This is a genomic window from Pseudomonas sp. NPDC008258, assembly GCF_042956345.1.
In the GTDB taxonomy this organism is placed as follows: domain Bacteria; phylum Pseudomonadota; class Gammaproteobacteria; order Pseudomonadales; family Pseudomonadaceae; genus Aquipseudomonas.
In genome coordinates, this window is sequence record NZ_JBIBGE010000037.1 from 11721 (window position 1) to 36951 (window position 25231).

The 25231-nt window shown below is 61.4% G+C and carries 19 protein-coding genes; 16 read left to right on the plus strand and 3 right to left on the minus strand.

The annotated features are described in order from the left end of the window. Positions 1–51 precede the first annotated feature (51 nt). From ACFY9W_RS24345 to ACFY9W_RS24395, 11 genes are all read left to right on the plus strand, one after another. Positions 52–2850, plus strand: a complete 2799-nt coding sequence (locus ACFY9W_RS24345) for an LPS assembly protein LptD (protein WP_391135842.1) — start codon at positions 52–54, stop codon at positions 2848–2850. Beyond that, positions 2831–4150, plus strand: a complete 1320-nt coding sequence (gene surA, locus ACFY9W_RS24350) for a peptidylprolyl isomerase SurA (protein ID WP_391135845.1) — start codon at positions 2831–2833, stop codon at positions 4148–4150. The genes ACFY9W_RS24345 and surA overlap by 20 nt, the downstream gene beginning before the upstream one ends. After that, entirely contained in the window at positions 4147–5136 is a 990-nt protein-coding gene (pdxA, locus tag ACFY9W_RS24355) for a 4-hydroxythreonine-4-phosphate dehydrogenase PdxA (protein ID WP_391135849.1), read from the plus strand. The genes surA and pdxA overlap by 4 nt, the downstream gene beginning before the upstream one ends. Beyond that, a complete protein-coding gene (rsmA, locus tag ACFY9W_RS24360) occupies positions 5133–5936 on the plus strand; it encodes a 16S rRNA (adenine(1518)-N(6)/adenine(1519)-N(6))-dimethyltransferase RsmA (protein WP_391135852.1) in 804 nt (267 codons plus the stop codon). The genes pdxA and rsmA overlap by 4 nt, the downstream gene beginning before the upstream one ends. 205 nt (positions 5937–6141) lie before the next feature. After that, on the plus strand, positions 6142–6522 hold the full coding sequence (gene apaG / locus ACFY9W_RS24365) for a Co2+/Mg2+ efflux protein ApaG (protein WP_391135855.1): 381 nt from the start codon (positions 6142–6144) through the stop codon (positions 6520–6522). Further along, entirely contained in the window at positions 6522–7388 is an 867-nt protein-coding gene (locus tag ACFY9W_RS24370; RefSeq protein ID WP_391135858.1) for a symmetrical bis(5'-nucleosyl)-tetraphosphatase, read from the plus strand. Before apaG ends, ACFY9W_RS24370 begins: the two co-directional genes overlap by 1 nt. Positions 7389–7402: 14 nt before the next feature. Beyond that, on the plus strand, positions 7403–7735 hold the full coding sequence (gene glpE, locus ACFY9W_RS24375; RefSeq protein WP_009685234.1) for a thiosulfate sulfurtransferase GlpE: 333 nt from the start codon (positions 7403–7405) through the stop codon (positions 7733–7735). Between the two features lie 284 nt (positions 7736–8019). After that, on the plus strand, positions 8020–9942 hold the full coding sequence (locus tag ACFY9W_RS24380; RefSeq protein WP_391135862.1) for a PrkA family serine protein kinase: 1923 nt from the start codon (positions 8020–8022) through the stop codon (positions 9940–9942). Between the two features lie 131 nt (positions 9943–10073). After that, positions 10074–11348, plus strand: a complete 1275-nt coding sequence (locus tag ACFY9W_RS24385) for a DUF444 family protein (RefSeq protein WP_391135865.1) — start codon at positions 10074–10076, stop codon at positions 11346–11348. Beyond that, the gene (locus tag ACFY9W_RS24390; protein ID WP_391135868.1) at positions 11345–12913 is read left to right on the plus strand and encodes a SpoVR family protein; all 1569 of its coding nucleotides are present in this window, start codon (positions 11345–11347) and stop codon (positions 12911–12913) included. The genes ACFY9W_RS24385 and ACFY9W_RS24390 overlap by 4 nt, the downstream gene beginning before the upstream one ends. A 55-nt stretch (positions 12914–12968) precedes the next feature. Continuing rightward, a complete protein-coding gene (locus ACFY9W_RS24395) occupies positions 12969–14075 on the plus strand; it encodes a multifunctional CCA tRNA nucleotidyl transferase/2'3'-cyclic phosphodiesterase/2'nucleotidase/phosphatase (protein WP_391135871.1) in 1107 nt (368 codons plus the stop codon). A 136-nt stretch (positions 14076–14211) separates the two neighbouring features. On the opposite strand, the gene folK is transcribed toward ACFY9W_RS24395, so the two are convergent. Continuing rightward, positions 14212–14721, minus strand: a complete 510-nt coding sequence (gene folK, locus ACFY9W_RS24400; protein WP_391135874.1) for a 2-amino-4-hydroxy-6-hydroxymethyldihydropteridine diphosphokinase — start codon at positions 14719–14721, stop codon at positions 14212–14214. Next, the gene (gene folB / locus ACFY9W_RS24405) at positions 14712–15068 is read right to left on the minus strand and encodes a dihydroneopterin aldolase (protein ID WP_391135877.1); all 357 of its coding nucleotides are present in this window, start codon (positions 15066–15068) and stop codon (positions 14712–14714) included. The genes folK and folB overlap by 10 nt, the downstream gene beginning before the upstream one ends. 74 nt (positions 15069–15142) lie before the next feature. On the opposite strand from folB, the gene plsY reads away from it, so the two are divergent. After that, positions 15143–15712, plus strand: coding sequence for a glycerol-3-phosphate 1-O-acyltransferase PlsY (gene plsY / locus ACFY9W_RS24410; protein WP_391135880.1), 570 nt, complete (start codon positions 15143–15145; stop codon positions 15710–15712). Between the two features lie 3 nt (positions 15713–15715). Here the strand turns inward: plsY and tsaD are convergent, their stop codons facing one another. Then, on the minus strand, positions 15716–16741 hold the full coding sequence (gene tsaD / locus ACFY9W_RS24415; protein ID WP_391135883.1) for a tRNA (adenosine(37)-N6)-threonylcarbamoyltransferase complex transferase subunit TsaD: 1026 nt from the start codon (positions 16739–16741) through the stop codon (positions 15716–15718). Between the two features lie 204 nt (positions 16742–16945). Here tsaD and rpsU point away from each other — a divergent pair, with 204 nt between their 5' ends. The 4 genes from rpsU (at position 16946) to ACFY9W_RS24435 (ending at position 25226) form a co-directional block, all read left to right on the plus strand. Beyond that, positions 16946–17161, plus strand: a complete 216-nt coding sequence (gene rpsU, locus ACFY9W_RS24420) for a 30S ribosomal protein S21 (protein WP_003255575.1) — start codon at positions 16946–16948, stop codon at positions 17159–17161. A gap of 292 nt (positions 17162–17453) precedes the next feature. Continuing rightward, a complete protein-coding gene (dnaG, locus tag ACFY9W_RS24425) occupies positions 17454–19436 on the plus strand; it encodes a DNA primase (protein ID WP_391135886.1) in 1983 nt (660 codons plus the stop codon). Between the two features lie 67 nt (positions 19437–19503). Beyond that, entirely contained in the window at positions 19504–21354 is a 1851-nt protein-coding gene (gene rpoD, locus ACFY9W_RS24430; protein ID WP_391135889.1) for an RNA polymerase sigma factor RpoD, read from the plus strand. A 128-nt stretch (positions 21355–21482) separates the two neighbouring features. Next, positions 21483–25226 (plus strand): EAL domain-containing protein, encoded by a 3744-nt coding sequence (locus ACFY9W_RS24435; RefSeq protein WP_391135892.1) that lies wholly within the window; start codon positions 21483–21485, stop codon positions 25224–25226. The last annotated feature ends 5 nt before the right edge of the window (positions 25227–25231 follow it).

The following is a 25231-nucleotide window of genomic DNA, read 5'->3' on the forward strand; positions in this document are numbered from 1 at the left end:
GTGCGGCCCCACACGCGGGCAGATGGCACGCAGGAAGCCCGGACTAATAAGATGGCATTGAAATCCCCCGCGTTTCGTAGAAAGTTTCCGTTGCTGGTAACCGGCGGTCTGCTGGCCCTGCAACCTCTGGCCACCTCATACGTAGTGGCAGCCGAACAATTCGACTGCCAAGTGTCCGCCTCCGGTGGTTGGGACTGCAAGCCCAAGGCGCCAGTCAACAACCTGCCGCCGCGCCCGGTGCACGAAGGTGCGGCCGTCAGCTCCGGCACAGAAGCCGCGAGCGAAGGCGAAACCGCGGACCGGCCTATGCTGGTCACCGAGGCCAAAGGCCGTGGCCTGAAGTCGCGCAGTGAAGACTACAGCCACCTGGACTGGGTTCCGCGTGAAAAGCTCACTGCCGCACAGCTGGCCGAAACCGGCCCGTATTGCGGTGGTGCGTACGTAGAGCCAACCCGCCCGGGCATGGCCGACACCACGCCGAAGGACGAGTCGCCGACCTACATCAACGCCAAGGTGTCCAAGTACCAGCAGGAGCAGCAGATCGCTACCCTCGCCGGTGACGTGGTGATGCGCCAGGGCAGCATGCAGGCCGAAGCCGACGAGGCCAACCTCTACCAGACCGAAAACCGTGGCGAGCTCAAGGGCAACGTCAAGATCCGTGACAACGGCTCGTTGGTGGTCGGTGACGAGGCACAGATTCAGCTCGACACGGGCGAAGCCCAGGTCGACAACGCCGAATACGTGATGCACAAGTCGCACATCCGCGGCAGCGCCCTGTACGCCAAGCGTGGCGAAAACGCCATCATCCGCCTGAAAGACGGTACGTACACCACCTGCGAACCGGGCAGCAACGCCTGGCAGTTGAAGGGCAACAACATCACCCTGAACCCGGCCACCGGTTTCGGTACCGCGACCAACGTTACGCTGCGGGTCAAGGATTTCCCGGTGTTCTACACACCGTACATCTACTTCCCGATCGACGACCGTCGCCAGTCCGGCTTCCTGCCGCCATCGTTCAGCAGCAGCAGCGACACCGGCTTCATGCTGGTCACGCCGTACTACTTCAACCTGGCGCCCAACTACGACGCCACGTTGTACCCGCGTTACATGACCAAGCGCGGCTTGCTGATGGAAGGCGAGTTCCGCTACCTGACCCCTTCCAGCGAAGGCCAGTTCGGTGGCGCGTACCTGAACGACAAGAACGACGACCGCAAAGACCAGACTGACTACAAAGAACAGCGCTGGATGGTCAACTGGCAGCACAAGGGCGGGCTGGACGAGCGCCTGATGACCGAGGTGAACTACACCGACATCAGCGATCCGTTCTACTTCCAGGATCTTGAGTCCGACCAGATCGGTGTTGAAAGCAAGGACCTGCTGGACCAGCAAGGTGCACTGACCTACCGTGGCGACAGCTACACCGCACGGTTGAATGTGCATGCCTACGAGATGGCGACCATCTCGCAGATCACGCCGTATGATCGTCTGCCGCAGATTACCTTCAATGGTAAGTTGCCGTTCGAGCCGGGTGGGTTGAATCTTGCCTATGAAACCGAAGCTGTTCGTTTCGATCGCGACCTCAAGAACGATTTCGTTCGAAATAAAGATGGTCTGCCAGACACCAGTGCTGGGCTGCCTGGTCGACGCCTGGACGAGAACATCTCTGGCATTGCCCGTGCAAACGGTACTCGCCTGAATGTCGCCCCATCGATCAGCCTGCCAATGGAAGCCAGCTACGGCTACCTGACGCCGAAGTTGAAGTACGCCTATACGCACTACGATCTTGATCTGGACAGCCAGGGCAAGACTCAGGCCTTGGCTCAATCTGCCAACCCGGCTTACGGCAGCTATAACAGCACCCTGAACCGTGATGTGCCGATCTTCAGCGTCGACAGCGGCCTGTATTTCGACCGTAATACCTCGATGTTTGGCACCAACTACAAACAGACCCTCGAGCCGCGTCTGTTCTACCTCAATGTGCCTTACAAGGACCAGAGAGATATCCCGATCTTCGACTCCAGCGAAACGTTGTTCAGTTACGACTCGCTGTTCCGTGACAACCGATTCAGCGGTACTGACCGTATCGGCGACGAGAACAAATTGTCGCTTGGCGCAACCACCCGCTGGATTGAGGATAACGGCTTCGAACGGCAAAATTTCAGCATCGGTCAAGCTTACTACTTCAAGGACCGAAAGGTTCAGTTGCCAGGCATTTACTACAAAGACCGCCAGTCCGCTCAGTCCAATGTATCGCCGTACGCGCTCGTGTATAACTACTACTTTAATCGTGACTGGCGCTTCAACTCAGACTTCAACTGGGACCCGGACAGCCGCAGCACCCGTTCGGGCAGCGCGATGTTCCACTACCAGCCTGAAGACAATCCAAATAAAGTGGTCAACCTTGGCTACCGCTATCGTAATGACACCATCATTTACGACTCCACCACAGGCACGTGGAAAGAAGGTGGCAGCTATGGCAACCCGGGTGACCCGAACTACATCAAGGACTACTACAAGATCCAGCAGCATGATTTCTCGGTCATCTGGCCGATCGTTCCACAGTGGAACGTCATCGCCCGCTGGCAGCATGACTACAACCGCAACCGCACCCTGGAAGCCATGGGTGGTTTCGAGTACGACAACTGCTGCTGGAAGCTGCGCCTGATCAACCGTTACTGGATCGATTACGACGACTTCAGCCAGGCACTCCCGGCGAACGAAAAAGGCGACCACGGTATCTTCCTTCAGATCGTTCTGAAAGGCCTCGGTGGCGTAGTGGGCAACAAGGTCGAATCTTTCCTCGACCAAGGCATTCAAGGTTACCGTGAACGTGAAGACCAAGCTTATTGATCGTCTGCGCCCAGTGTTGCTGGGCGCCGCTTTGCTGAGTGGCGCGGTGCATGCCGCGGTGCAACCTCTTGATCGCGTGGTGGCCATCGTCGATAACGACGTGGTCATGCAAAGCCAGCTGGACCAGCGTGTCCACGAGGTGCAGCAAACCATCGCCAAGCGCGGCGGCGGCGTACCGCCGACCGGCGCGCTTGAACAGCAGGTACTGGAGCGCCTGATCGTCGAGAACCTGCAACTGCAGATCGGCGAGCGCTCCGGTATCCGCATCACCGACGAAGAGCTGAACCAGGCCATTGGCACCATTGCCCAGCGCAACGGCATGTCGCTGGACCAGTTCCGCGCCGCGCTGGCCCATGACGGCCTGTCGTTCGACGACGCCCGCGAGCAGGTCAAGCGCGAGATGATCATCAGCCGCGTGCGCCAGCGCCGCGTGGCCGAGCGCATCCAGGTGTCGGAGCAGGAAGTGAAGAACTTCCTCAACTCCGACATGGGCAAGATGCAGATGTCGGAAGAGTACCGCCTGGCCAACATCCTGATTCCTACCCCGGAAGGCGCCAATTCGGAAGCCATCCAGGCAGCCGCCCGCCAGGTTGGCGATGTGTACCAGCAGCTCAAGCAAGGTGCGGACTTCGGCCAGATGGCCATTGCCCGCTCCGCCAGCGAAAACGCCCTGGAAGGCGGCGAAATGGGCTGGCGTAAAGCCGGCCAGCTGCCACCGGACTTTGCCAAGATGCTCAGCAGCATGCCGGTGGGTGAGATTACCCAGCCGATCCGTATTCCCAACGGCTTCATCATCCTCAAGCTTGAGGAGAAGCGCGGTGGCAGCGAAAACGTGCTGCGTGACGAAGTGCATGTACGCCACATCCTGATCAAGCCAAGCGAAATCCGCAGCGATGCGGCCACCGAGCAACTGGCCGAGCGGCTGTACGATCGCATCAAGAACGGCGAAGATTTCGGCGAACTGGCGAAGAGCTTCTCGGAAGACCCAGGTTCGGCGCTTAACGGCGGCGACCTCAACTGGGTAGACCCGAACAGCCTGGTACCGGAGTTCCGCGAACAGATGGCCGACGCCCAGCAGGGTGTAGTGACCAAACCGTTCAAGACCCAGTACGGCTGGCACGTTCTGGAAGTGCTGGGCCGCCGCGCCACCGACAGCACCGAGCAGGCTCGCGAACAGCAGGCACTGAGCGTACTGCGTAACCGCAAGTACGACGAAGAGCTGCAAACCTGGCTGCGCCAGATCCGCGACGAAGCCTACGTTGAAATCAAGCTGCCTGGCGCTGACCAGGCCGCCCAGTGAAGCCCCTGCGCTTCGCCGTCACCCCCGGCGAGCCGGCCGGCATAGGCCCCGACCTGTGCCTGCTGCTCGCAGTAGACGCCCAGCCCCACCCCCTGATCGCCATCACCAGCCGTGACCTGCTCGCCGAGCGGGCCGCGCAGCTGGGGCTGGCTGTCAGCCTGCTGCCGGTAGCGCCGGGCCAATGGCCCGACCAGCCTGCGCCAGCGGGTAGCCTGTACGTCTGGGATACTCCCCTGGCGGCCCCGGTAGTGCCAGGCCAGCTCGACAAGGCCAATGCCGCGTTCGTGCTCCAAACCCTGACCCGTGCCGGGCGAGGCTGCCTGGACGGGCACTTCGCCGGGATGATCACCGCCCCTGTACACAAAGGCGTGATCAACGAGAGCGGTATCGCCTTCTCCGGGCATACCGAGTTCCTTGCCGAGCTGACCCACACCGCACAAGTGGTGATGATGCTGGCCACCCACGGCCTGCGCGTGGCCCTGGTGACCACGCACCTGCCGCTGCGTGATATTGCCGACGCCATCACTGCCGAGCGCCTGGAACGTGTAACCCGTATCCTGCATGCCGACATGCGCGACAAGTTCGGCATTGCCAACCCGCGCATCCTGGTGTGCGGCCTCAACCCGCATGCGGGTGAAGGCGGCCACCTTGGCCGCGAGGAAATCGACATCATCGAGCCGACCCTGGCCCGCCTGCGCACTGAAGGCATGGACCTGCGCGGGCCGCTGCCGGCCGATACCCTGTTTACCCCCAAATATCTGGAGCACTGCGACGCGGTGCTGGCGATGTACCACGACCAAGGCCTGCCCGTACTCAAGTACAAAGGCTTCGGTGCTGCGGTCAATGTGACCCTGGGCCTGCCGATCATCCGCACGTCGGTTGACCACGGCACCGCCCTGGACCTGGCCGGCACCGGCAAGGTCGACACCGGCAGCCTGCGCGTCGCGCTGGAAACCGCCTACCAGATGGCCGAGAACCGACCATGAACGAGCAATACCAACACCGGGCGCGCAAGCGCTTCGGCCAGAACTTCCTGCACGACGCCGGCATCATCGACCGCATCCTGCGCGCCATCCACGCCAAGGCCGGCGAACACCTGCTGGAAATCGGCCCGGGCCAGGGCGCCCTGACCGAAGGCCTGCTGGGCAGCGGTGCACAGCTGGACGTGGTGGAGCTGGACAAGGACCTGGTGCCGATCCTGCAACACAAGTTCGCTGGCCGCAGCAACTTCCGCCTGCACCAGGGCGACGCCCTGAAGTTCGACTTCAACCAGCTGGGCGTACCGCCGCGCAGCCTCAAGGTGGTGGGCAACCTGCCCTACAACATTTCCACCCCGCTGATTTTCCACCTGCTCAGCCATGCCGGGCTGATCCGCGACATGCACTTCATGCTGCAGAAGGAAGTGGTCGAGCGCATGGCTGCCGGCCCGGGTGGTGGTGACTGGGGGCGTTTGTCGATCATGGTGCAGTACCACTGCCGGGTCGAGCACCTGTTCAACGTAGGCCCAGGCGCCTTCAACCCGCCGCCGAAGGTAGACTCGGCCATCGTCCGCCTGGTGCCGCACGAAGTGCTGCCGCACCCGGCCAAAGATGCCAAGTTGCTGGAGCAGGTGGTGCGCGAGGCGTTCAACCAGCGCCGCAAGACCCTGCGCAACACCATGAAAGGCCTGCTCGACAGCGCGGCCATCGAGGCGGCCGGTGTGGATGGCAGCCTGCGCCCCGAACAGCTGGACCTGGCGGCCTTTGTGCGCCTGGCTGACCAGCTGGCTGATCAGCAGCAAGCCTGATTCAGCCTGTACCGGCCCCTTCGCGGGCTTGCCCGCTCCCACAGTTACACCACTACCTTCAAATGTGGTGAGGTCCTGTGGGAGCGGGCAAGCCCGCGAAGAGGCCGGTACATCCATCCTGCCCCTCAAGCCCCTACACCGCTGGCCCTCCCCCCTCCCAATGGCCTAGACTGCATTATTGCGTCAGTTCGCCCAAGGCCCTTGCATGTCCGACCCCCGCTATCAAATCGACGTCAGCGTCGTGACCCGCTACCTGAAAGAACAATCCGACCCCGAAAACGATCGTTTCGCGTTCGCCTACACCATTACCGTGCAGAACAATGGTTCGATCACGGCCAAGTTGCTGTCGCGCCACTGGCTGATCACCAACGGTAATGGTGAAGTCGAGGAAGTGCGCGGTGCTGGCGTAGTCGGCCAGCAACCCAACATCGACCCGGGGCAGAGCCACACCTACAGCAGTGGCGCAGTCATCAGCACCCGCGTGGGCACCATGCAGGGCAGCTACCAGATGTTCGCTGAAGACGGTAAGCGCTTCGACGCCGAGATCGCCCCCTTCCGCCTGGCGGTACCCGGGGCCTTGCACTAATGGCCACGTATGCCGTGGGCGACCTGCAAGGCTGCCTGCAACCGCTCAAGTGCTTGCTCGAACGCGTCAGTTTCAACCCGGCAGTCGACCGCCTGTGGCTGGTCGGCGACCTGGTCAACCGCGGCCCCGAATCACTGGAAACCTTGCGTTTCCTGTATTCGATCCGCCAGTCATTGGTCTGCGTGCTGGGCAACCATGACCTGCACCTGCTGGCCACCTGGCACAACGTCGAGCGACTGAAAAAAAGCGACACCCTGCGCGAAATCATCGAAGCACCCGACGCCGACCAGCTGTTCGACTGGCTGCGCCAGCAAAAACTGCTGCATTACGACGAAGCACGCGGCATTGCCATGGCGCACGCCGGCATCCCGCCACAGTGGACGCTCGGTCAGGCTCTTGGTCTTGCGGCCGAGGTGGAAGAAGTACTACGCGACGATGGCCGCCTGAAGCTGTACCTCGACGGCATGTACGGCAACGAGCCGAACAAGTGGAGCAATAAACTCACCGGCATCGAACGCCTGCGGGTGATTACCAACTACTTCACACGCATGCGCTTCTGCACCGCCGAGGGCAAGCTCGACCTCAAGAGCAAAGAAGGGCTGGGCAGCGCGCCCAAGGGCTACACACCCTGGTTTGCACACAAGGACCGCCGCTCGCGGCATGTGAAGATCATCTTCGGCCACTGGGCGGCCCTCGAAGGCCGCGTCGACGAGCCCGGCGTCATCGCCCTGGACACCGGCTGCGTGTGGGGCGGCGCCATGACCCTGTATAACGTCGACAGCGGCGAATATTACCGCTGCGAATGCGCCGACGACGGCACCCTGCGCCAGCCGGCACAACCCACTACACTCAATGACCACACCTGAAGGAAGTAGTACCCATGAGCGAATTCAAGCGCATCCCTCCCGAGCAGGCCTTGGAGCTTCGCAAGCAAGAAGGTGCGGTCGTGGTCGATATCCGTGACTCGCAAGCCTTCGCTGCCGGCCACATTACCGGCGCCCGGCATCTGGATAACCATTCGGTTGCCGAGTTCATCCGCAATGCCGACCTCGACGCCCCCACCCTGGTGGTCTGCTACCACGGCAACTCCAGCCAGAGCGCTGCCGCCTACCTGGTAGGCCAGGGCTTCTCCGACGTGTACAGCGTCGACGGCGGCTTTGAACTGTGGCGCACCACCTACCCGGCCGAGACAGCCCAAGGCGCTGCCGAATAAATATTTTCATTTTTACTGCAGCCCGCGCCCTGTGCGGGCTTGCGGCTTATCTGACGAACGGTCGTTCGTAACTTCTGCCCACCTCGCCCCTTGACCTTGCAGATAACCAACTACGCTTAAGCTCAGGCCATCCAAAAAAGGGGAGAGCCGGTACACCGGCGTGCGGGTCATCGGTAGCGTTACAGGGTGTTCTGGGGGGTATACAGCAATCGGCCAACCCGATTGCATGCCAGCATCAGCTGACTGATCCGGCGTCGTCTCCACGTATCGAGCGAGGTGACGTCATGAGTATTTTTAGCCACTTCCAACAACGTTTCGAGTCCACGCGCCAGGAAGAACTCTCGCTGCAGGAGTACCTCGAGCTGTGCAAAGGGGATCGCAGTGCCTACGCATCGGCGGCCGAACGGCTGTTGCTGGCCATCGGTGAGCCAGAGCTGATCGACACCTCTACCAACTCCAGGCTGTCGCGCATTTTCTCAAACAAGGTTATTCGCCGCTATCCGGCCTTTGCCGACTTCCATGGCATGGAAGAGTGCATCGACCAGATCGTCTCGTACTTCCGCCACGCCGCCCAAGGCCTGGAAGAGAAGAAACAGATCCTCTATCTGCTGGGCCCGGTAGGCGGTGGTAAATCGTCGCTGGCGGAAAAACTCAAGCAGCTGATGGAAAAGGTACCGTTCTACGCCATCAAGGGCTCGCCAGTCTTCGAGTCGCCTTTGGGCTTGTTCAATGCCACCGAAGATGGGGCCATTCTCGAGGAAGAGTTCGGCATCCCACGGCGCTACCTGAACACCATCATGTCGCCCTGGGCCACCAAGCGCCTGCAGGAGTTTGGCGGCGACATCTCCAAGTTCAAGGTGGTGAAACTCTACCCGTCGATTCTCAACCAGGTTGCCATTGCCAAGACCGAGCCCGGTGACGAGAACAACCAGGACATCTCGGCCCTGGTCGGTAAGGTCGATATTCGCAAGCTTGAAGAGTACCCACAGAACGACGCCGATGCTTACAGCTACTCGGGCGCGCTGTGCCGGGCCAACCAGGGCCTGATGGAATTCGTCGAAATGTTCAAGGCGCCGATCAAGGTCCTGCACCCCTTGCTCACCGCCACCCAGGAAGGTAACTACAACAGTACCGAAGGCCTTGGGGCTATTCCCTATACCGGTATCCTGCTGGCGCACTCCAACGAATCGGAGTGGCACACCTTCCGCAACAACAAGAACAACGAAGCGTTCATCGACCGGATCTACATCGTCAAGGTGCCGTACTGCCTGCGCGTCAGCGATGAAATCAAGATCTACGACAAATTGCTGGTCAACAGTTCGCTGTCCAAAGCCCATTGCGCGCCGGACACCCTCAAGATGCTGGCCCAGTTCACGGTGCTTTCACGCCTCAAGGAGCCAGAAAACTCCAACATCTATTCGAAGATGCGCGTTTACGACGGGGAGAACCTCAAGGATACCGATCCAAAGGCCAAGTCGATCCAGGAATACCGGGACTCGGCCGGCGTTGACGAAGGCATGAACGGCCTGTCGACCCGCTTCGCCTTCAAGATCCTGTCCAAGGTGTTCAACTTCGACCCACACGAAATTGCCGCCAACCCGGTGCACCTGCTGTATGTGCTGGAACAGCAGATTGAACAGGAACAGTTCCCTGCCGAAGTGCGCGAGCGCTACCTGCGCTACCTGAAGGAATACCTGGCACCGCGCTACATCGAGTTCATCGGCAAGGAAATCCAGACCGCTTACCTGGAGTCCTACAGCGAATACGGCCAGAACATCTTCGACCGCTATGTGCTGTACGCCGACTTCTGGATCCAGGACCAGGAATACCGCGACCCGGAAACCGGCGAAATCCTCAACCGCATCGCCCTCAACGAGGAGCTGGAAAAAATCGAGAAACCGGCCGGCATCAGCAACCCGAAAGACTTCCGCAACGAGATCGTCAACTTCGTGTTGCGCGCACGCGCCAACAACAACGGCAAGAACCCAAGCTGGCTGAGCTATGAAAAGTTGCGGGTGGTGATCGAGAAGAAAATGTTCTCCAACACCGAAGACCTGCTGCCCGTCATCAGCTTCAACGCCAAGGCCAGCAAAGAGGACCAGAAGAAACACAACGACTTCGTCACCCGGATGGTGGAACGTGGCTACACCGACAAACAGGTACGCCTGCTGTCGGAATGGTACCTGCGGGTCAGGAAATCGCAATAAAGCGACAGGCTACGCACCGCACGCCCAAGGCTTGTTGTACCCGCCTTGGGCGGCGGCAGCTGCTTTGCTGCCATTACGTGCAGCAGCTCGTAGCTTGAAGCGTGCAGCTGTTCCCAGCTACCGGAGGGACCATGAGCTACGTTATCGACCGACGCCTGAACGGCAAGAACAAGAGCACGGTCAACCGCCAGCGCTTCCTGCGGCGGTACCGCGAACACATCAAGAAGGCCGTCGAGGAGGCGGTGAGCCGCCGTTCCATCATGGACATGGAACATGGCGAGCAGATCAGCATTCCCGGTCGCGACATCGACGAACCCGTGCTGCACCATGGCCGCGGGGGCAAGCAGACCATCGTGCACCCTGGCAACAAGGAATTCACTGCCGGTGAACACATCCCAAGGCCGCAAGGCGGTGGAGGGGGTGGCGGCGGCCGCGGCAAGGCGGGCAATTCTGGCGAGGGCATGGACGAATTCGTCTTCCAGATCACTCAGGAAGAGTTTCTCGAGTTCATGTTCGAAGACCTCGAGCTGCCCAACCTGGTCAAGCGTCACCTGACCGGCGCCGACACCTTCAAGACCGTACGCGCGGGCATCGCCAACGAAGGCAACCCGTCACGCATCAACATTGTGCGTACCCTGCGCTCGGCCCATGCACGGCGTATTGCCCTGACCGGCAGCAGCCGCGCACTGTTGCGTGAGGCACAAAAGGAACTCGACCGCCTGCGGGTCGAAGAACCAGACAATTTCACTGATATCCAGGAAGTCGAACAGGAAATCGAGCGGTTGAAGGCACGCATCAATCGCCTGCCCTTCCTCGACACCTTCGACCTCAAGTACAACCTGCTGGTCAAGCAGCCCAACCCCAGCTCCAAGGCTGTGATGTTCTGCCTGATGGACGTGTCCGGCTCGATGACCCAGGCCACCAAGGACATCGCCAAACGCTTCTTCATCCTGCTGTACCTGTTCCTCAAGCGTAACTACGACCGCATCGAAGTGGTGTTCATCCGCCACCACACCAGCGCCCGCGAAGTCGACGAAGAAGAGTTCTTCTACTCGCGCGAGACCGGCGGCACCATCGTCTCCAGCGCGCTCAAGCTGATGCAGGAGATCATGGCCGAACGTTACCCGGCCAGCGACTGGAACATCTATGCCGCGCAAGCCTCTGACGGCGATAACTGGAACGACGACTCGCCGATCTGCCGCGAGATCCTCTCCAAACAGATCATGCCGCATGTGCAGTACTACACTTACGTCGAGATCACCCCCCGTGAACACCAGGCGCTGTGGTATGAATACGAACGCATCGGTGAAGCCTACCCCGACACGTTCGCCCAGCAGCAGTTGGTATCGGCCGGCGACATCTACCCGGTCTTCCGTGAACTCTTCCAGCGCAGGTTAGCCACATGACCGCCAGAGCACAGAGACGCCAACCCATTTCCACCGGGTCCGAGTGGACGTTCGAGCTGATCCAGACCTACGATCGGGAAATCAGCCGCCTGGCCGAGCGTTACGCCCTGGACACCTACCCCAACCAGATCGAGGTGATCACTGCCGAGCAGATGATGGACGCCTATGCCTCGGTCGGCATGCCACTGGGCTACCACCACTGGTCCTATGGCAAGCAGTTCCTCAGCACGGAAAAGTCGTACAGCCGCGGCCAGATGGGCCTGGCCTACGAGATCGTGATCAACTCCGACCCCTGCATCGCCTACCTGATGGAAGAAAACACCATGTGCATGCAGGCACTGGTGATTGCCCACGCCTGCTACGGGCATAACAGCTTCTTCAAAGGCAACTACCTGTTCCGCACCTGGACCGACGCCAGTTCGATCATCGATTACCTGGTGTTCGCCAAGCAGTACATCGCCCAGTGCGAAGAGCGCCATGGCATTGATGCAGTGGAAGACCTGATCGACTCCTGCCATGCCCTGATGAACTACGGTGTAGACCGCTACAAGCGGCCCTACCCCATTTCCGCCGAAGAGGAGCGGCGCCGGCAACAGGAACGCGAGGAGCACCTGCAGCGGCAGATCAACGACCTGTGGCGCACGATTCCGAAAAGCGCCGAAAAAGGTAACGAGCGTGATGATGGGCGCTTCCCCGCCGAACCGCAGGAAAACATCCTGTATTTCATCGAAAAAAATGCACCGCTACTCGAGCCCTGGCAGCGCGAGGTGGTGCGTATCGTGCGCAAGATCGCCCAGTACTTCTACCCACAGCGCCAGACCCAGGTGATGAACGAAGGCTGGGCAACCTTCTGGCACTACACGCTGATGAACGACCTGTACGACGAGGGGCTGATCACCGAGGGCTTCATGATGGAGTTCTTGCAGTCGCACACCAGCGTTGTGTTCCAGCCCGGTTTCGACAGCCCGTATTACAGCGGCATCAACCCGTACGCACTGGGCTTTGCCATGTACAGCGACATCCGCCGCATGTGCGAAAACCCGACGGAGGAAGATCGCCACTGGTTCCCCGAAATTGCCGGCAGCGACTGGCTTTCTACCATCAAGTTCGCCATGAGCAGCTTCAAGGACGAGAGCTTCATCCTGCAGTACCTGTCGCCCAAGGTGATGCGCGATCTCAAGCTGTTCAGCATCCTCGATGACGACCAGCGCGACGATCTGCTGGTGCCCGCCATTCATGACGAAGCAGGGTACCGGGTGATTCGCGAGCAGTTGGCAGCGCAGTACAACCTGGGCAACCGTGAACCCAACGTGCAGATCTGGAGCGTCGACCGCCGTGGTGACCGCTCGCTGACCCTGCGCCACCAACAGCACAACCGCAAACCGCTGGGCGAATCCACCGACGAAGTGCTCAAGCACCTGCACCGCCTGTGGGGCTTCGATATCCACCTGGAGACCGTGCAGGGCGATCAGGTGATGAAGACCCACCACATGCCACCGCGCGGCGAGCACGGCGAAAGCGCCGACTACGGTCGCATGGACCTGGCCGTCATCCACCACCTCTAGTGCAACGCAATGACTGCCGGCAGGGTATTCTGTCGGCAGTTATGGAGAGTTGCACATGCACATCTACAAAGTTGGCGGCGCCGTACGCGACCGCCTGCTAGGCCGCCCGGTCAGCGATATCGACTGGCTGGTGGTGGGCGCCACCGTTGAAGAAATGCTCGCCAACGGTTATCGGCCAGTCGGCGCCGATTTCCCGGTATTCCTGCACCCGAAAACCGGCGAGGAATACGCCCTGGCGCGCACCGAGCGCAAGAGCGGACGCGGCTATGGCGGGTTCACCTTTCACGCCAGCCCCGACGTTACCCTGGAAGAGGACCTGATCCGCCGCGACCTCACCATCAATGCGATGGCCGAGGACGAAGCGGGCGCGGTCTATGACCCTTACCATGGCAAGCGGGATCTCGATCAACGCCTGTTACGCCATGTTTCCCCGGCATTCGCAGAAGATCCGCTACGCGTGCTGCGCGTTGCGCGGTTTGCTGCCCGCTATGCACCACTGGGTTTCCGGGTTGCCGACGAGACCCTGGAGCTGATGCGCCTGATCAGTGCTTCGGGCGAGTTGCAGGCACTTACTGCCGAGCGCAGCTGGAAGGAAATCGAGCGAGCGCTGATGGAGGCGCGACCGCAGGTGTTCTTCCAGGTGCTGCGTGCCTGTGGGGCCCTGCAACAGCTGCTGCCTGAGCTTGATGACGACACCCAGGCCCTGGCAGCACTGGAACAGGCCGCGCTGCACGAACACCCCCTGCACGTGCGCTGGGCCTGCCTGCTGCACGCCCTGCCCTCGGCTTCGATCAGGGCGGTCAATCAGCGCCTCAAGGCGCCACGGGAGTGCCAGGAACTGGCGTTGCTGACGGGTGAGTGCCTGGCACAGGCTGACCAGGCGCTGTCGCTACCTGCTACGGCATTGCTGGAGCTGCTGCAAAAATTTGATGTGTACCGCCGCCCACAGCGCTTCGAGGATTTCCTCAGTGCTTGCGAAATGACGGCGCTGGGCGTGGGCAAAGCGGGTTATCCACAAGCCGATTATCTGCGTGGTGCAGCGGCGGCGGCGCGGGCAGTGGATGTGAAGCCGCTGGTGCAGGCCGGGCATACCGGCCAGGCTTTGGGCGAAGCGCTCAGAGGTGAGCGACTGAAAGCGCTTGAGGCTTACCAGCCTACCTGACCAGTGGGAGCGGCCTTGTGTCGCGAAAGGGCCGCAAAGCGGCCCCAGAAATATTGGCGTCAGTGCAGAGATCGTGGGGCCGCCTTGCGGCCCTTTCGCGACACAAGGCCGCTCCCACAATGACCGCGCCAGCCCGTCAGGCCGGAGTCAGCTGCAACCCACGCCACTCAAAGGCGACCGGGGCCAGCACCTGATCGATCTGCGCCTCATGCCACAACTGCGCCATGCGCTTGCCCACCCCCGGATGCACCAGCTCCGGTGCCAGCAGCGACAGCGGCCACAGCACGAACGCGTTCTTCAGGATTTCGGCCCGGGGCAGCACCAGCCCATCGAACGTACCGTGCAAATCGTCATACATCAGCACGTCGATATCCAGCGGCAACCCTTTGCGATCCGGCGCATAGCGGCCATTGTCGGCCTCGATGAACTTCAGCCGGCGGTCCAGCTCGATCAGCGGCAGCTCGGTTTGCCCGGTCACCACGAAGTTGATGAACGGCCCGCTCTTGATCCCCACCGCCTGGCTTTCGAACGCCGGCGAGCAGCGCATGCCGGTCAGGATGCCGGCCAGCGCATCAAGCCCGGCGCACAAGTGCGCCTCGCGGTCGATGTTGCTGCCAAGGCCCAGGTAAACCGTGCTCAGAGACATCCGCGCTCGATCTCCACGCCAACACCACCACGGGCCGCGGGCACCGCCCCGGGCTTGGTCAGCTTCAACCGCACCCACGGGATCTGGAACTCATCCATCAAGGTGGCCACCAGGCGCTCGGCAAAGGTTTCCACCAACTCGAAACGCGCCTGCTCGGCAAACGCCTGCACACGCGCCGACACGCTGGCATAGTCCAGCGCCAGGCTCAGGTCGTCACCCGCTGCCGCCGGGCGGTTGTCCCAGGCAAAGCTCAGGTCCAGGCGCAAGCACTGGCGAATATCCCGCTCCCAGTCATAGGCACCGATCACGGTATCGACTTCCAGGCCTTCGATGAACACTCTGTCCAAGCACTTCTCTCCACAGCACGACAAGGGCGACTGGCGCCGTTAGAATCAGGGCGTCCTCGCCCGGAATAGTTAGCATGTTTTGGTTACTGGCGTTGCTCGCCTACCTGCTCGGCTCGCTGTCCTTTGCCATCGTCCTCAGCCGCCTTTCGGGCAGCCCGGACCCGCGCTCCAGCGGTTCAGGCAATGCCGGCGCCACCAACATGCTACGCCTGGCAGGCCGCAAACTGGCGATCCTGACCCTGCTTGGCGACCTGTGCAAGGGCCTTTTTCCGATATTGCTCGCGCGTTTTGCCGGGCTGGACCTGCACGCGCAGGCCTGGGTAGGCGTGTGCGCGGTGCTGGGCCACCTGTTCCCGCTGTACTTCTGTTTCCGGGGCGGCAAGGGCGTGGCCACCGCCGCCGGCATGCTGATGGGCCTGTACTTCCCGGCCGCGCTGCTGGCCATCGGCGCCTGGCTGCTGACCTTCTACCTCACCCGTACCAGCTCGCTGGCGGCACTGATCGCCACGCCACTCACCTTGCCACTGCTGGCCTGGCGCGAGCCCGAAGCCCTGCTGCCGATCAGCGTGCTGACGGTGATGATCGTGTGGCGCCACCGCAGCAACCTGCGCGACCTGTTTGCCGGGCGCGAACGGCACTTCTAAACCTTACAGGGCAGGCAGCTGCTCCATCGGCCAGCGTGCCTGCACACTGATCGCCAGGTCCTGCTGCTGCCCGGCCAACAGGCGCTGGCAACCGGCGTAGGCAATCATCGCGCCGTTGTCGGTGCAGAACTGCGGACGAGCGTAGTACACATTGCCCTTCATGCTGCCGAGCATGTCCTCAAGGGATGCGCGCAAGGCCTTGTTGGCACTTACACCACCCGCAATGACCAGGCGCTTGAGGCCAGTCTGCTTGAGGGCACGCTTGCACTTGATGGTCAAAGTCTCCACCACCGCCTGCTGGAATGCCAGGGACACGTCGCAACGCGTTTGCTCGCCGTCGTCACCAGCCTGCTTGCATTGCTGCCAGGTGTTCAGGGCGAAGGTCTTGAGGCCACTGAAGCTGAATTCCAGGCCCGGACGATCGGTCATCGGCCGTGGGAACACGAAGCGCCCAGGCACGCCCTGCTCGGCCAGGCGTGCGATTTCCGGGCCGCCTGGATAGTTGAGGCCGATCAGCTTGGCAGTCTTGTCGAAGGCTTCGCCGGCAGCGTCATCCAGGCTCTCGCCCAACAGCTCGTACTGGCCGATGCCATCGACGCGAACCAGCTGGGTATGCCCGCCTGAAACCAACAAAGCGACGAACGGAAACTGCGGTGGATTTTCTTCCAGCATAGGGGCCAGCAAGTGGCCTTCCATGTGGTGCACGCCAATCGCCGGGATGTCCCAGGCAAAAGCCAGCGCCTGGGCACACGAGGCGCCCACCAGCAATGCGCCGACCAGCCCGGGGCCCGCGGTATAGGCAATGGCGTCGATCTCGGTGGCAACGCAGCCAGCCTCGTCCAGCACCTGGCGAATAAGCGGCAGCATGCGCTTTACGTGGTCACGCGAGGCAAGCTCGGGCACCACGCCGCCAAACACACGGTGCAGGTCGATCTGGCTGAACAGTGCGTCGGCCAACAAGCCGCGCTCACTGTCGTATAATGCGACGCCAGTTTCGTCGCAGGATGTTTCCAATCCCAGTACTAGCATGGGCTCGTCCCTTGTGGGGGCTGAATTCGAAGCCGCGCATGATAGTCCCCGTGTCGGGTGCCGACCAGCGGTTTTCGATCAGAGGCTTTGCATTCCTGCTTGCTAAGGGTTAACATCCGCAACCCTTGAAAACCGACGTTCTCCAGCACACCTTTGTTTTGCCAGGAGCACGTCTACCCCGGTAATGAATTAAGGTAGCCCTGGATGCCAGCCGTCAAAGTTAAAGAGAACGAACCCTTCGACGTAGCTCTGCGTCGTTTCAAGCGCTCCTGCGAAAAAGCCGGTGTACTGGCTGAAGTTCGTAGCCGCGAGTTTTACGAGAAGCCGACCGCAGAGCGTAAGCGCAAGGCAGCTGCTGCTGTTAAGCGTCACGCCAAGAAAGTTCAGCGCGAACAGCGCCGCGCCGTTCGTCTGTACTAATACAGGCGTTCAACGCAAAGCTTCTGCCCTGCCCGGCTAACCGCCGGGCGATGGCAGTGGTCGATTCAAGCTTGAGCAGCTAGCTCAAGGCCCAGCAACGCGCTTTATGCGAATTGCACATGGGCAACCTGCCTGAAACGTCAGAGCTGGTCCTTCTTGCTGTATGACCAGACGTGCACGTCCGACTGACGGGCCCCCAGGGGCTGGCGACGAGCACACATTCCCTCGCACATCCCCAAACGACCGGCGCGTGAGCGATTAGACTTGCCAGTTGCCAGATGACGAGACTGCCATGGCCGGGCTGATTCCCCAGAGTTTCATTGACGACCTTATCAACCGCCTCGACATCGTCGACGTGGTGAGTTCGCGCGTCCAGCTGAAAAAAACCGGCAAGAACTACTCTGCCTGCTGCCCGTTCCACAAGGAAAAGACACCTTCCTTCACGGTCAGCCCCGACAAGCAGTTCTACTACTGCTTCGGCTGCGGTGCCGGCGGCAACGCCCTGGGCTTCGTCATGGACCACGACAACCTGGACTTCCCCCAGGCCGTGGAGGAACTGGCCCGCGCCGCTGGCATGGAAGTACCCCGCGAGCAAGGCCGCCGTGACAACAAGCCGCGCCAGCCTACAGATTCGCCGCTGTACCCGCTGCTGGATGCAGCCTCGGAATTCTACCGCCAGGCCCTGCGCAACCACCCGACCCGCAAGGCGGCGGTTGACTACCTCAAGGGCCGCGGCCTGTCCGGGGAAATTGCCCGCGACTTCGGCCTGGGCTTTGCCCCGCCGGGCTGGGACAACCTGCTCAAGCACCTGGGTGCAGACACCCTGCAGCAGAAAGTGATGATCGATGCCGGCCTGCTGATCGAGAATGCCGAAAGCGGCAAGCGTTACGACCGCTTCCGCGACCGGGTGATGTTCCCGATCCGTGACAGCCGCGGGCGCATCATTGCCTTCGGCGGCCGGGTGCTCGGCGACGACAAGCCCAAGTACCTGAACTCGCCGGAAACCCCGGTGTTCCACAAGGGCCAGGAACTGTACGGGCTGTACGAGGCGCGCAAGCACAACCGCAACCTCGACGAGATCATCGTCGTCGAGGGCTACATGGACGTCATCGCCCTGGCCCAGCAAGGCTTGCGCAATGCCGTGGCCACCCTGGGCACCGCCACCAGCGAAGAGCACCTCAAACGGCTGTTCCGCGTGGTACCCAGCGTGCTGTTCTGCTTCGACGGCGACCAAGCCGGGCGCAAGGCTGCCTGGCGCGCCCTGGAGTCGACCCTGTCGAATCTGCAGGACGGCCGCCGCGCGCGGTTCCTGTTCCTGCCCGAAGGCGAAGACCCGGACAGCCTGGTGCGCGCCGAAGGTACCGATGCCTTCATGGCCCGTATCAACCAGCACGCCCAGCCTCTGGCCGACTACTTCTTCGAGCAACTGAGTGTCGAAGCCGACCCACGCTCGCTGGAAGGCAAGGCGCACATGGCGACCCTGGCAGCACCGCTGATCGAAAAGATCCCCGGCGCCAACCTGCGCCAATTGATGCGCAACCGCCTTAAAGAAATCACCGGCCTCGACCCGCAGCAGGTGGAGCAACTGGCGCAACAAGCCCCAGCACCCAGCAGCGTGCCGGACTACGACCCTGGCTACGACTACGACGCCATGGCCAGCTATACCCCCGACTACGGCGACATGCCGCAGCACGACTATGCCCCCGTTCACCAGGAGCAGGCGTGGAAGCCGAACAAGGGCGGCGGCAAGAAGCAGTGGAGCGACAAGCCCTGGGACAAGAACCGCAAGGGCGGCAAGCCCTGGCAGCAACGCGACGAAGCACCACCACGCGTGCCTGCCCCGGTCGAGCCGCCCACCCTCGCCGCCCTGCGCACCCTGCTGCACCACCCGCTGCTGGCCGGCAAGGTAGAAGATGCCAGCCACTTTGCCGATGAAGAACACCTGTATAGCCAGCTGCTGGTGGCACTGATCGAAGCCGCGCAGAAAAATCCTGGGCTAAGCTCAATGCAGTTGATCGCACGTTGGCACGGCACCGAACAGGGCCGCCTGCTGCGGGCCCTGGCAGAAAAGGAATGGCTGATCGTGGCCGACAACCTTGAACAACAGTTTTTCGACACTATAACTAGCTTGTCCGCCCGCCAACGCGAGCGCAGCCTGGAACAACTGCTCAGGAAATCACGTCAAAGCGAATTGACCAGCGAGGAAAAAATTCAGCTCCTCGCCCTGCTGAGCCGGAATGTTCCCGCACAAACGCCGACCTCATCTGGCGCGTGAGGCCCATGCTCGGGTATAATCCTCGGCTTGTTTTTTGCCCGCCAAGACCTTCAGTGGATAGGGTGTTATGTCCGGAAAAGCGCAACAGCAGTCTCGTATCAAAGAGTTGATCACCCGCGGTCGTGAGCAGGGCTACCTGACTTACGCGGAGGTCAACGACCACCTGCCTGAGGATATTTCAGATCCGGAACAGGTGGAAGACATCATCCGCATGATCAACGACATGGGGATCAACGTATTCGAGAGTGCTCCGGATGCGGATGCCCTTCTGTTGGCGGAAGCCGACACCGACGAAGCCGCGGCCGAAGAAGCCGCTGCTGCGTTGGCGGCAGTTGAAACCGATATCGGCCGCACGACCGACCCGGTGCGCATGTACATGCGCGAAATGGGTACCGTCGAGCTGCTGACCCGCGAAGGCGAGATCGAAATCGCCAAGCGTATCGAGGAAGGCATCCGTGAAGTGATGGGCGCCATCGCCCACTTCCCGGGCACCGTCGATTACATTCTCGGCGAATATGACCGCGTCACCACCGAAGGTGGCCGTCTGTCCGACGTGCTCAGCGGTTACATCGACCCTGACGACAACATCGCCGCACCGACCGAAGAAGTGCCGATCCCTGGCACCAAGGCCGCTGCAGCGAAGGAAGAGTCCGACGACGAAGATGAAGAGTCCGAAGGCAGTGACGAAGAGGAAGAGGCCGAGAGCGGCCCGGACCCGGTAGTCGCAGCCCAGCGCTTCGGTGCGGTATCCGACCAGCTTCAGGCAACCTCCAAGGTGCTGAAGAAAAACGGTCGTGCCCACAAGGAAAGCATCGAGGCCCTGCAGGCCCTGGCCGACCTGTTCATGCCGATCAAGCTGGTACCAAAGCAGTTCGAGGTACTGGTCGAGCGTGTACGTGACGCCCTGAACCGTCTGCGTCAGCAGGAACGCGCCATCATGCAGCTGTGCGTGCGTGATGCCCGCATGCCGCGTGCCGACTTCCTGCGCATGTTCCCAAGCAACGAAACCGACCAGACCTGGAGCGGTGACCTGGCCAAGCGCAACACCAAATGGGCTGCTGCCCTGGGTGAAAAGGACGCTGCCATCGTCGCTTGCCAGCAGAAGCTGATCGACCTTGAGACCGAAACCGGCCTGACCGTTGCCGAGATCAAGGACATCAACCGTCGCATGTCGATCGGTGAAGCCAAGGCCCGCCGCGCCAAGAAAGAAATGGTCGAGGCGAACCTGCGTCTGGTGATCTCCATCGCCAAGAAGTACACCAACCGTGGCCTGCAGTTCCTCGACCTGATCCAGGAAGGCAACATCGGCTTGATGAAAGCGGTGGACAAGTTCGAATACCGTCGCGGCTACAAGTTCTCGACCTACGCCACCTGGTGGATTCGTCAGGCGATCACTCGCTCGATCGCCGACCAGGCACGCACCATCCGTATTCCGGTGCACATGATCGAGACAATCAACAAGCTCAACCGTATTTCCCGCCAGATGCTGCAGGAAATGGGTCGCGAACCGACCCCGGAAGAGCTGGGCGAACGCATGGAAATGCCTGAGGACAAGATCCGCAAGGTACTGAAGATCGCCAAAGAGCCGATCTCCATGGAAACCCCGATCGGTGACGACGAAGATTCGCACCTGGGCGACTTCATCGAGGACTCGACCATGCAGTCCCCGATTGACGTAGCCACGGTCGAAAGCCTCAAGGAAGCCACCCGCGACGTGCTCTCGGGCCTGACCGCACGCGAAGCCAAAGTGCTGCGCATGCGTTTCGGTATCGACATGAACACCGACCACACCCTTGAAGAAGTGGGCAAGCAATTTGACGTAACCCGTGAGCGGATTCGTCAGATCGAAGCGAAGGCGTTGCGCAAACTGCGCCACCCGACCCGCAGCGAGCACTTGCGCTCCTTCCTCGACGAGTGATGACAGAACCCCGGCCCAGGCCGGGGGTTTTTCTTTAGTGGCCCGTAACATAAAGCCCACCTCCCGCTGCACATGTGCAGCAATGGCCGTCTACACTCGATTTCAGACCACCTGAATGCGAGGCTGCCATGTCCTTGAAGCCGGCCATTCTGTTGCTGCTTCTGATTCTGTGGAACACAACGGCCGGCGCCCTGACCCTGACAGACGAGGAGAAAGCCTGGCTGGCTGCCCACCCGCAGCTGAGCCTGGGCGTAGACGCCTCTTGGCCACCGTTCGAGTTTCGCGACCAGGAGGGCCGGTACCAGGGATTGGCCGCCGATTACATCGCCATGATCCAGCAACGCCTGGGTGTGACGCTAAAACCGGTCGAACCCAGCAGTTGGACCGAAGTACTGGCGCAGGCGCGGGAAAACCGCATCGATCTGCTGCCTGGCATCATGTCCACCCCCGAGCGCCAAGGCTACCTGGCGTTTACCCGCCCCTACCTCGACTTCCCCATTGTCATTCTTGCCCACAAAGGTGGTGCGCAGCCGCGCAACCTGGACGACCTCTACGGCCTGAAGATCGCCGTGGTCGAGAACTATGCCCCGCATGAACTGCTACGCACCCACCATCCCGACCTCAACCTGGTGGCGCTACCCAACGTCAGCTCTGCCCTGCAAGCCTTGGCCACCGACCAGGTGGATGCGGTGGTCGGCGACCTTGCATCGAGCATCTGGAGCCTGCGCCAGCTCAAGCTTGATGGCCTGTACGTCAGTGGTGAAACGCCCTACCGCTATCAGTTGGCCATGGCGACACCACGCGACAAGAACATTCTGGTGGGCATTCTCGACAAAGTGATTGCCGACATGAGCAGCAGCGAGGTCAACCAGATCCAGCAGCGCTGGGTAGGCAATGTGGTCGACCAACGGATGTTCTGGTCGGACCTGCTGGTTTATGGCCTGCCAACGGTGCTGCTGCTGATGGGCGTGCTGGCTGTTGTCATCCGCATCAACCGCCGGCTCAGCTCGGAAATCTCCCGGCGCATTGCCCTGGAGCAAGAGCTGCGCAGCAGCGAGTACCACTACCGCGGCCTGGTCGAGAGCCTGTCAGCCATCGCCTGGGAAGCCGATGCCAACGACTTCAACTACAGCTACGTCTCACCGCATGCCGAAGACCTGCTCGGCTACCCGCTGAGCGATTGGCTAAAACCGGGCTTCTGGCGCAGCATCCTGCACCCGGAGGACGCCCTCTGGGCCCAGGCCTACTGCGACAGTGAAACCGCAGCAGGCCGTGACCACAGCCTGGACTACCGGGTAATCCGGGCCGACGGCCAGGCGCTGTGGGTACGCAACATCGTCAGCATGATCGAACACGGCCACCAGCCGGTGATGCGCGGGCTGATGATCGATATCAGCGAAACCAAGCGCACCGAAGATGCCCTGCGCCTTTCCGAGCAAAAGTTCGCTTCGGTGTTCCAGCAGTGCCCCGACATTTTGCTGATCGCCCGCCACGGCGACGGCTGCCTGCTGGAGGTGAACGAAGCCTTCGAGGAGCAGATCGGCCTTACCCCGGCCCAGGTCATCGGGCGCACGGCCACCGACCTGAACCTGTGGGGGGTAGAGGGCACGGGCCCCCTGCTGCTTGAACGACTGCACCAGGGCGGCATCCGCAACCTGGAAATGAGCTTCCGCCGCAGCAACGGCCAACTGTTCACCGGTCTCACCTCAGCCGAAACCTTCGAGCTCGACGGCACGCCCGCGCTGGTGGTGGCCGTACGCGACATCAGCCAGCTCAAGGAAACCCAGGAGCAGTTGCAAACCTCGGAAGAGAAATTCGCCAAGGCCTTCCACGCCTCCCCCGACGGCCTGCTACTGTCGCGTCAAAGCGACGGCTTGCTGCTTGAGGTTAACGAAGGCTTCTGCCGCCTCACCGGCTACGACCTCAACCCGACCATCGACCAGACCTCGCTGGACCTGGGAATATGGGTCGACCTCAACGAGCGCAAGCGCCTGGTCGATCAGCTCAACCGCGACGGCTTCGTGCGTGACTTCACCTGCCACATCCGCCGCAGCGACGGGCAGATCCGCCTGTGCGAGCTATCTGCCAGGCCGCTACCGATTGCCGGCGTCGATTGCATGCTGACCATCGCCCGCGACATCACCGAACGCTACCTGATGCAGGAAAAACTGCAGCTGGCCGCCACCGTTTTCGAGAACACTGCCGAGGGCGTGCTGATCACCGACATTGACCAGCGCATCAGCGCCGTGAACCGCGCCTTCAGTGAAATCACCGGCTACAGCGAGATTGAAGCCCTGGGCCAAACCCCGCGCCTGCTTGCCTCAGGCCAGCATGACAGCGCCTTCTATGCAGCCATGTGGCACCAGCTTACCGCCGAAGGCCACTGGCAAGGCGAAATCTACAACAAGCGCAAGAATGGCGAACTGTACCCCGGCTGGCTGACCATCAGTGCCGTGCGCAACAGCGAACGTGAAATCACCCATTTCGTTGCGGTTTTTGCAGACATTTCCAGCCTCAAGCACGCCCAGGCCAAGCTCGATTACCAGGCCCACCACGACCCGCTGACCGGCCTGCCCAACCGGGCCCTGTTCGAGAACCGCTTGCAGGCTGTACTGACCTGCGCACAAGTGTCCAACCGCCAGGGTGCGGTGCTGTTCCTCGACCTCGACCGCTTCAAGCACATCAACGACAGCCTCGGCCACCCGGTTGGCGACCTGCTGCTCAAGGGCATCGCCCAACGCCTGAAGGAGCAGGTGCGTGACGTCGACACCGTGGCCCGCCTGGGTGGCGACGAGTTCATCATCCTGCTGCCCGGCCTGCACAAGCCCAGCGACGCCAGTACCATCGCCAACAAGCTGCTGGCCTGCTTCGTCGCGCCGTTCCAGGCGGGTGAGCATGAGTTCTTCACCAGCGCCAGCATCGGAATCAGCCTTTATCCACAGGACGGCACCGACGTTGCCACGCTGATCCGCAACGCCGACGCGGCCATGTATCGCTCCAAGGCCAAAGGCCGCAACCGCGTCGAAGCCTATACCCGCGACCTCACCGCCCAGGCCAGCGAGCGCATTGCCCTGGAACACGAATTGCGCCGCGCCGTCGAACGCAACGAAATGAGCCTGTGCTTCCAGCCCAAGCTCAGCCTCAAGACGCAGAGCCTGGTAGGCGCCGAAGCGCTGATCCGCTGGAGCCACCCCACGCTGGGTGAGGTGCCACCGGAGCACTTCATCCACCTGGCGGAAGAGAACGGCACCATACTCCAGCTCGGCGACTGGGTACTGGAGCAAGCCTGCCGTCAAATGCAGGCGTGGAAGCAGAACTACGAACCCTTCGGCCCATTGTCGATCAACCTGGCCGGTGCCCAGCTACGCCAGCCGCACCTGGCCCGACGCATCGAACAGTTGCTCAAGCACTACCAGCTCAAGGCAGGTGACCTGCAGCTGGAGATCACCGAAAACTTCATCATGAGCCAGGCTGAAGAAGCCTTGGCCGTGCTGTACCAGCTGAAGAAACTGGGCGTGCAGCTGGCCATTGACGACTTCGGCACCGGTTATTCGTCACTGAGCTATCTCAAGCGCCTGCCGCTGGATATCCTCAAGATCGACAAGTCGTTCATCCGCGGCCTGCCCGACGACCCACACGACGCCGCCATCGCCCGGGCAATCATCGCCCTGGGCCGCAGCATGCAGCTGACCATCATTGCAGAGGGCGTGGAAAACCAGGCCCAGCAACGTTTTCTGGCAGCGGAAGGGTGTGAGCAAATTCAGGGCTACATCGTCAGCCTGCCGCTGCCGCCAGAGGAATTTGCGGCAACGTTTCTTCGCATAGCACTATCGGATCTTTCAGATGGCACTGGTGCGAAACCCTCGTTATAATCCGG

Excerpts from the sequence above, each read along its gene's own strand:
- ACFY9W_RS24345 (WP_391135842.1), top strand. The coding sequence starts at position 52 with ATGGCATTGAAATCCCCCGCGTTTCGTAGAAAGTTTCCGTTGCTGGTA.
- rsmA (WP_391135852.1), top strand. The coding sequence starts at position 5,133 with ATGAACGAGCAATACCAACACCGGGCGCGCAAGCGCTTCGGCCAGAAC.
- apaG (WP_391135855.1), top strand. The coding sequence starts at position 6,142 with ATGTCCGACCCCCGCTATCAAATCGACGTCAGCGTCGTGACCCGCTAC.
- ACFY9W_RS24370 (WP_391135858.1), top strand. The coding sequence starts at position 6,522 with ATGGCCACGTATGCCGTGGGCGACCTGCAAGGCTGCCTGCAACCGCTC.
- glpE (WP_009685234.1), top strand. The coding sequence starts at position 7,403 with ATGAGCGAATTCAAGCGCATCCCTCCCGAGCAGGCCTTGGAGCTTCGC.
- ACFY9W_RS24380 (WP_391135862.1), top strand. The coding sequence starts at position 8,020 with ATGAGTATTTTTAGCCACTTCCAACAACGTTTCGAGTCCACGCGCCAG.
- ACFY9W_RS24385 (WP_391135865.1), top strand. The coding sequence starts at position 10,074 with ATGAGCTACGTTATCGACCGACGCCTGAACGGCAAGAACAAGAGCACG.
- ACFY9W_RS24390 (WP_391135868.1), top strand. The coding sequence starts at position 11,345 with ATGACCGCCAGAGCACAGAGACGCCAACCCATTTCCACCGGGTCCGAG.
- ACFY9W_RS24395 (WP_391135871.1), top strand. The coding sequence starts at position 12,969 with ATGCACATCTACAAAGTTGGCGGCGCCGTACGCGACCGCCTGCTAGGC.
- folK (WP_391135874.1), bottom strand. The coding sequence starts at position 14,721 with ATGTCTCTGAGCACGGTTTACCTGGGCCTTGGCAGCAACATCGACCGC.
- plsY (WP_391135880.1), top strand. The coding sequence starts at position 15,143 with ATGTTTTGGTTACTGGCGTTGCTCGCCTACCTGCTCGGCTCGCTGTCC.
- tsaD (WP_391135883.1), bottom strand. The coding sequence starts at position 16,741 with ATGCTAGTACTGGGATTGGAAACATCCTGCGACGAAACTGGCGTCGCA.
- rpsU (WP_003255575.1), top strand. The coding sequence starts at position 16,946 with ATGCCAGCCGTCAAAGTTAAAGAGAACGAACCCTTCGACGTAGCTCTG.
- dnaG (WP_391135886.1), top strand. The coding sequence starts at position 17,454 with ATGGCCGGGCTGATTCCCCAGAGTTTCATTGACGACCTTATCAACCGC.
- rpoD (WP_391135889.1), top strand. The coding sequence starts at position 19,504 with ATGTCCGGAAAAGCGCAACAGCAGTCTCGTATCAAAGAGTTGATCACC.
- ACFY9W_RS24435 (WP_391135892.1), top strand. The coding sequence starts at position 21,483 with ATGTCCTTGAAGCCGGCCATTCTGTTGCTGCTTCTGATTCTGTGGAAC.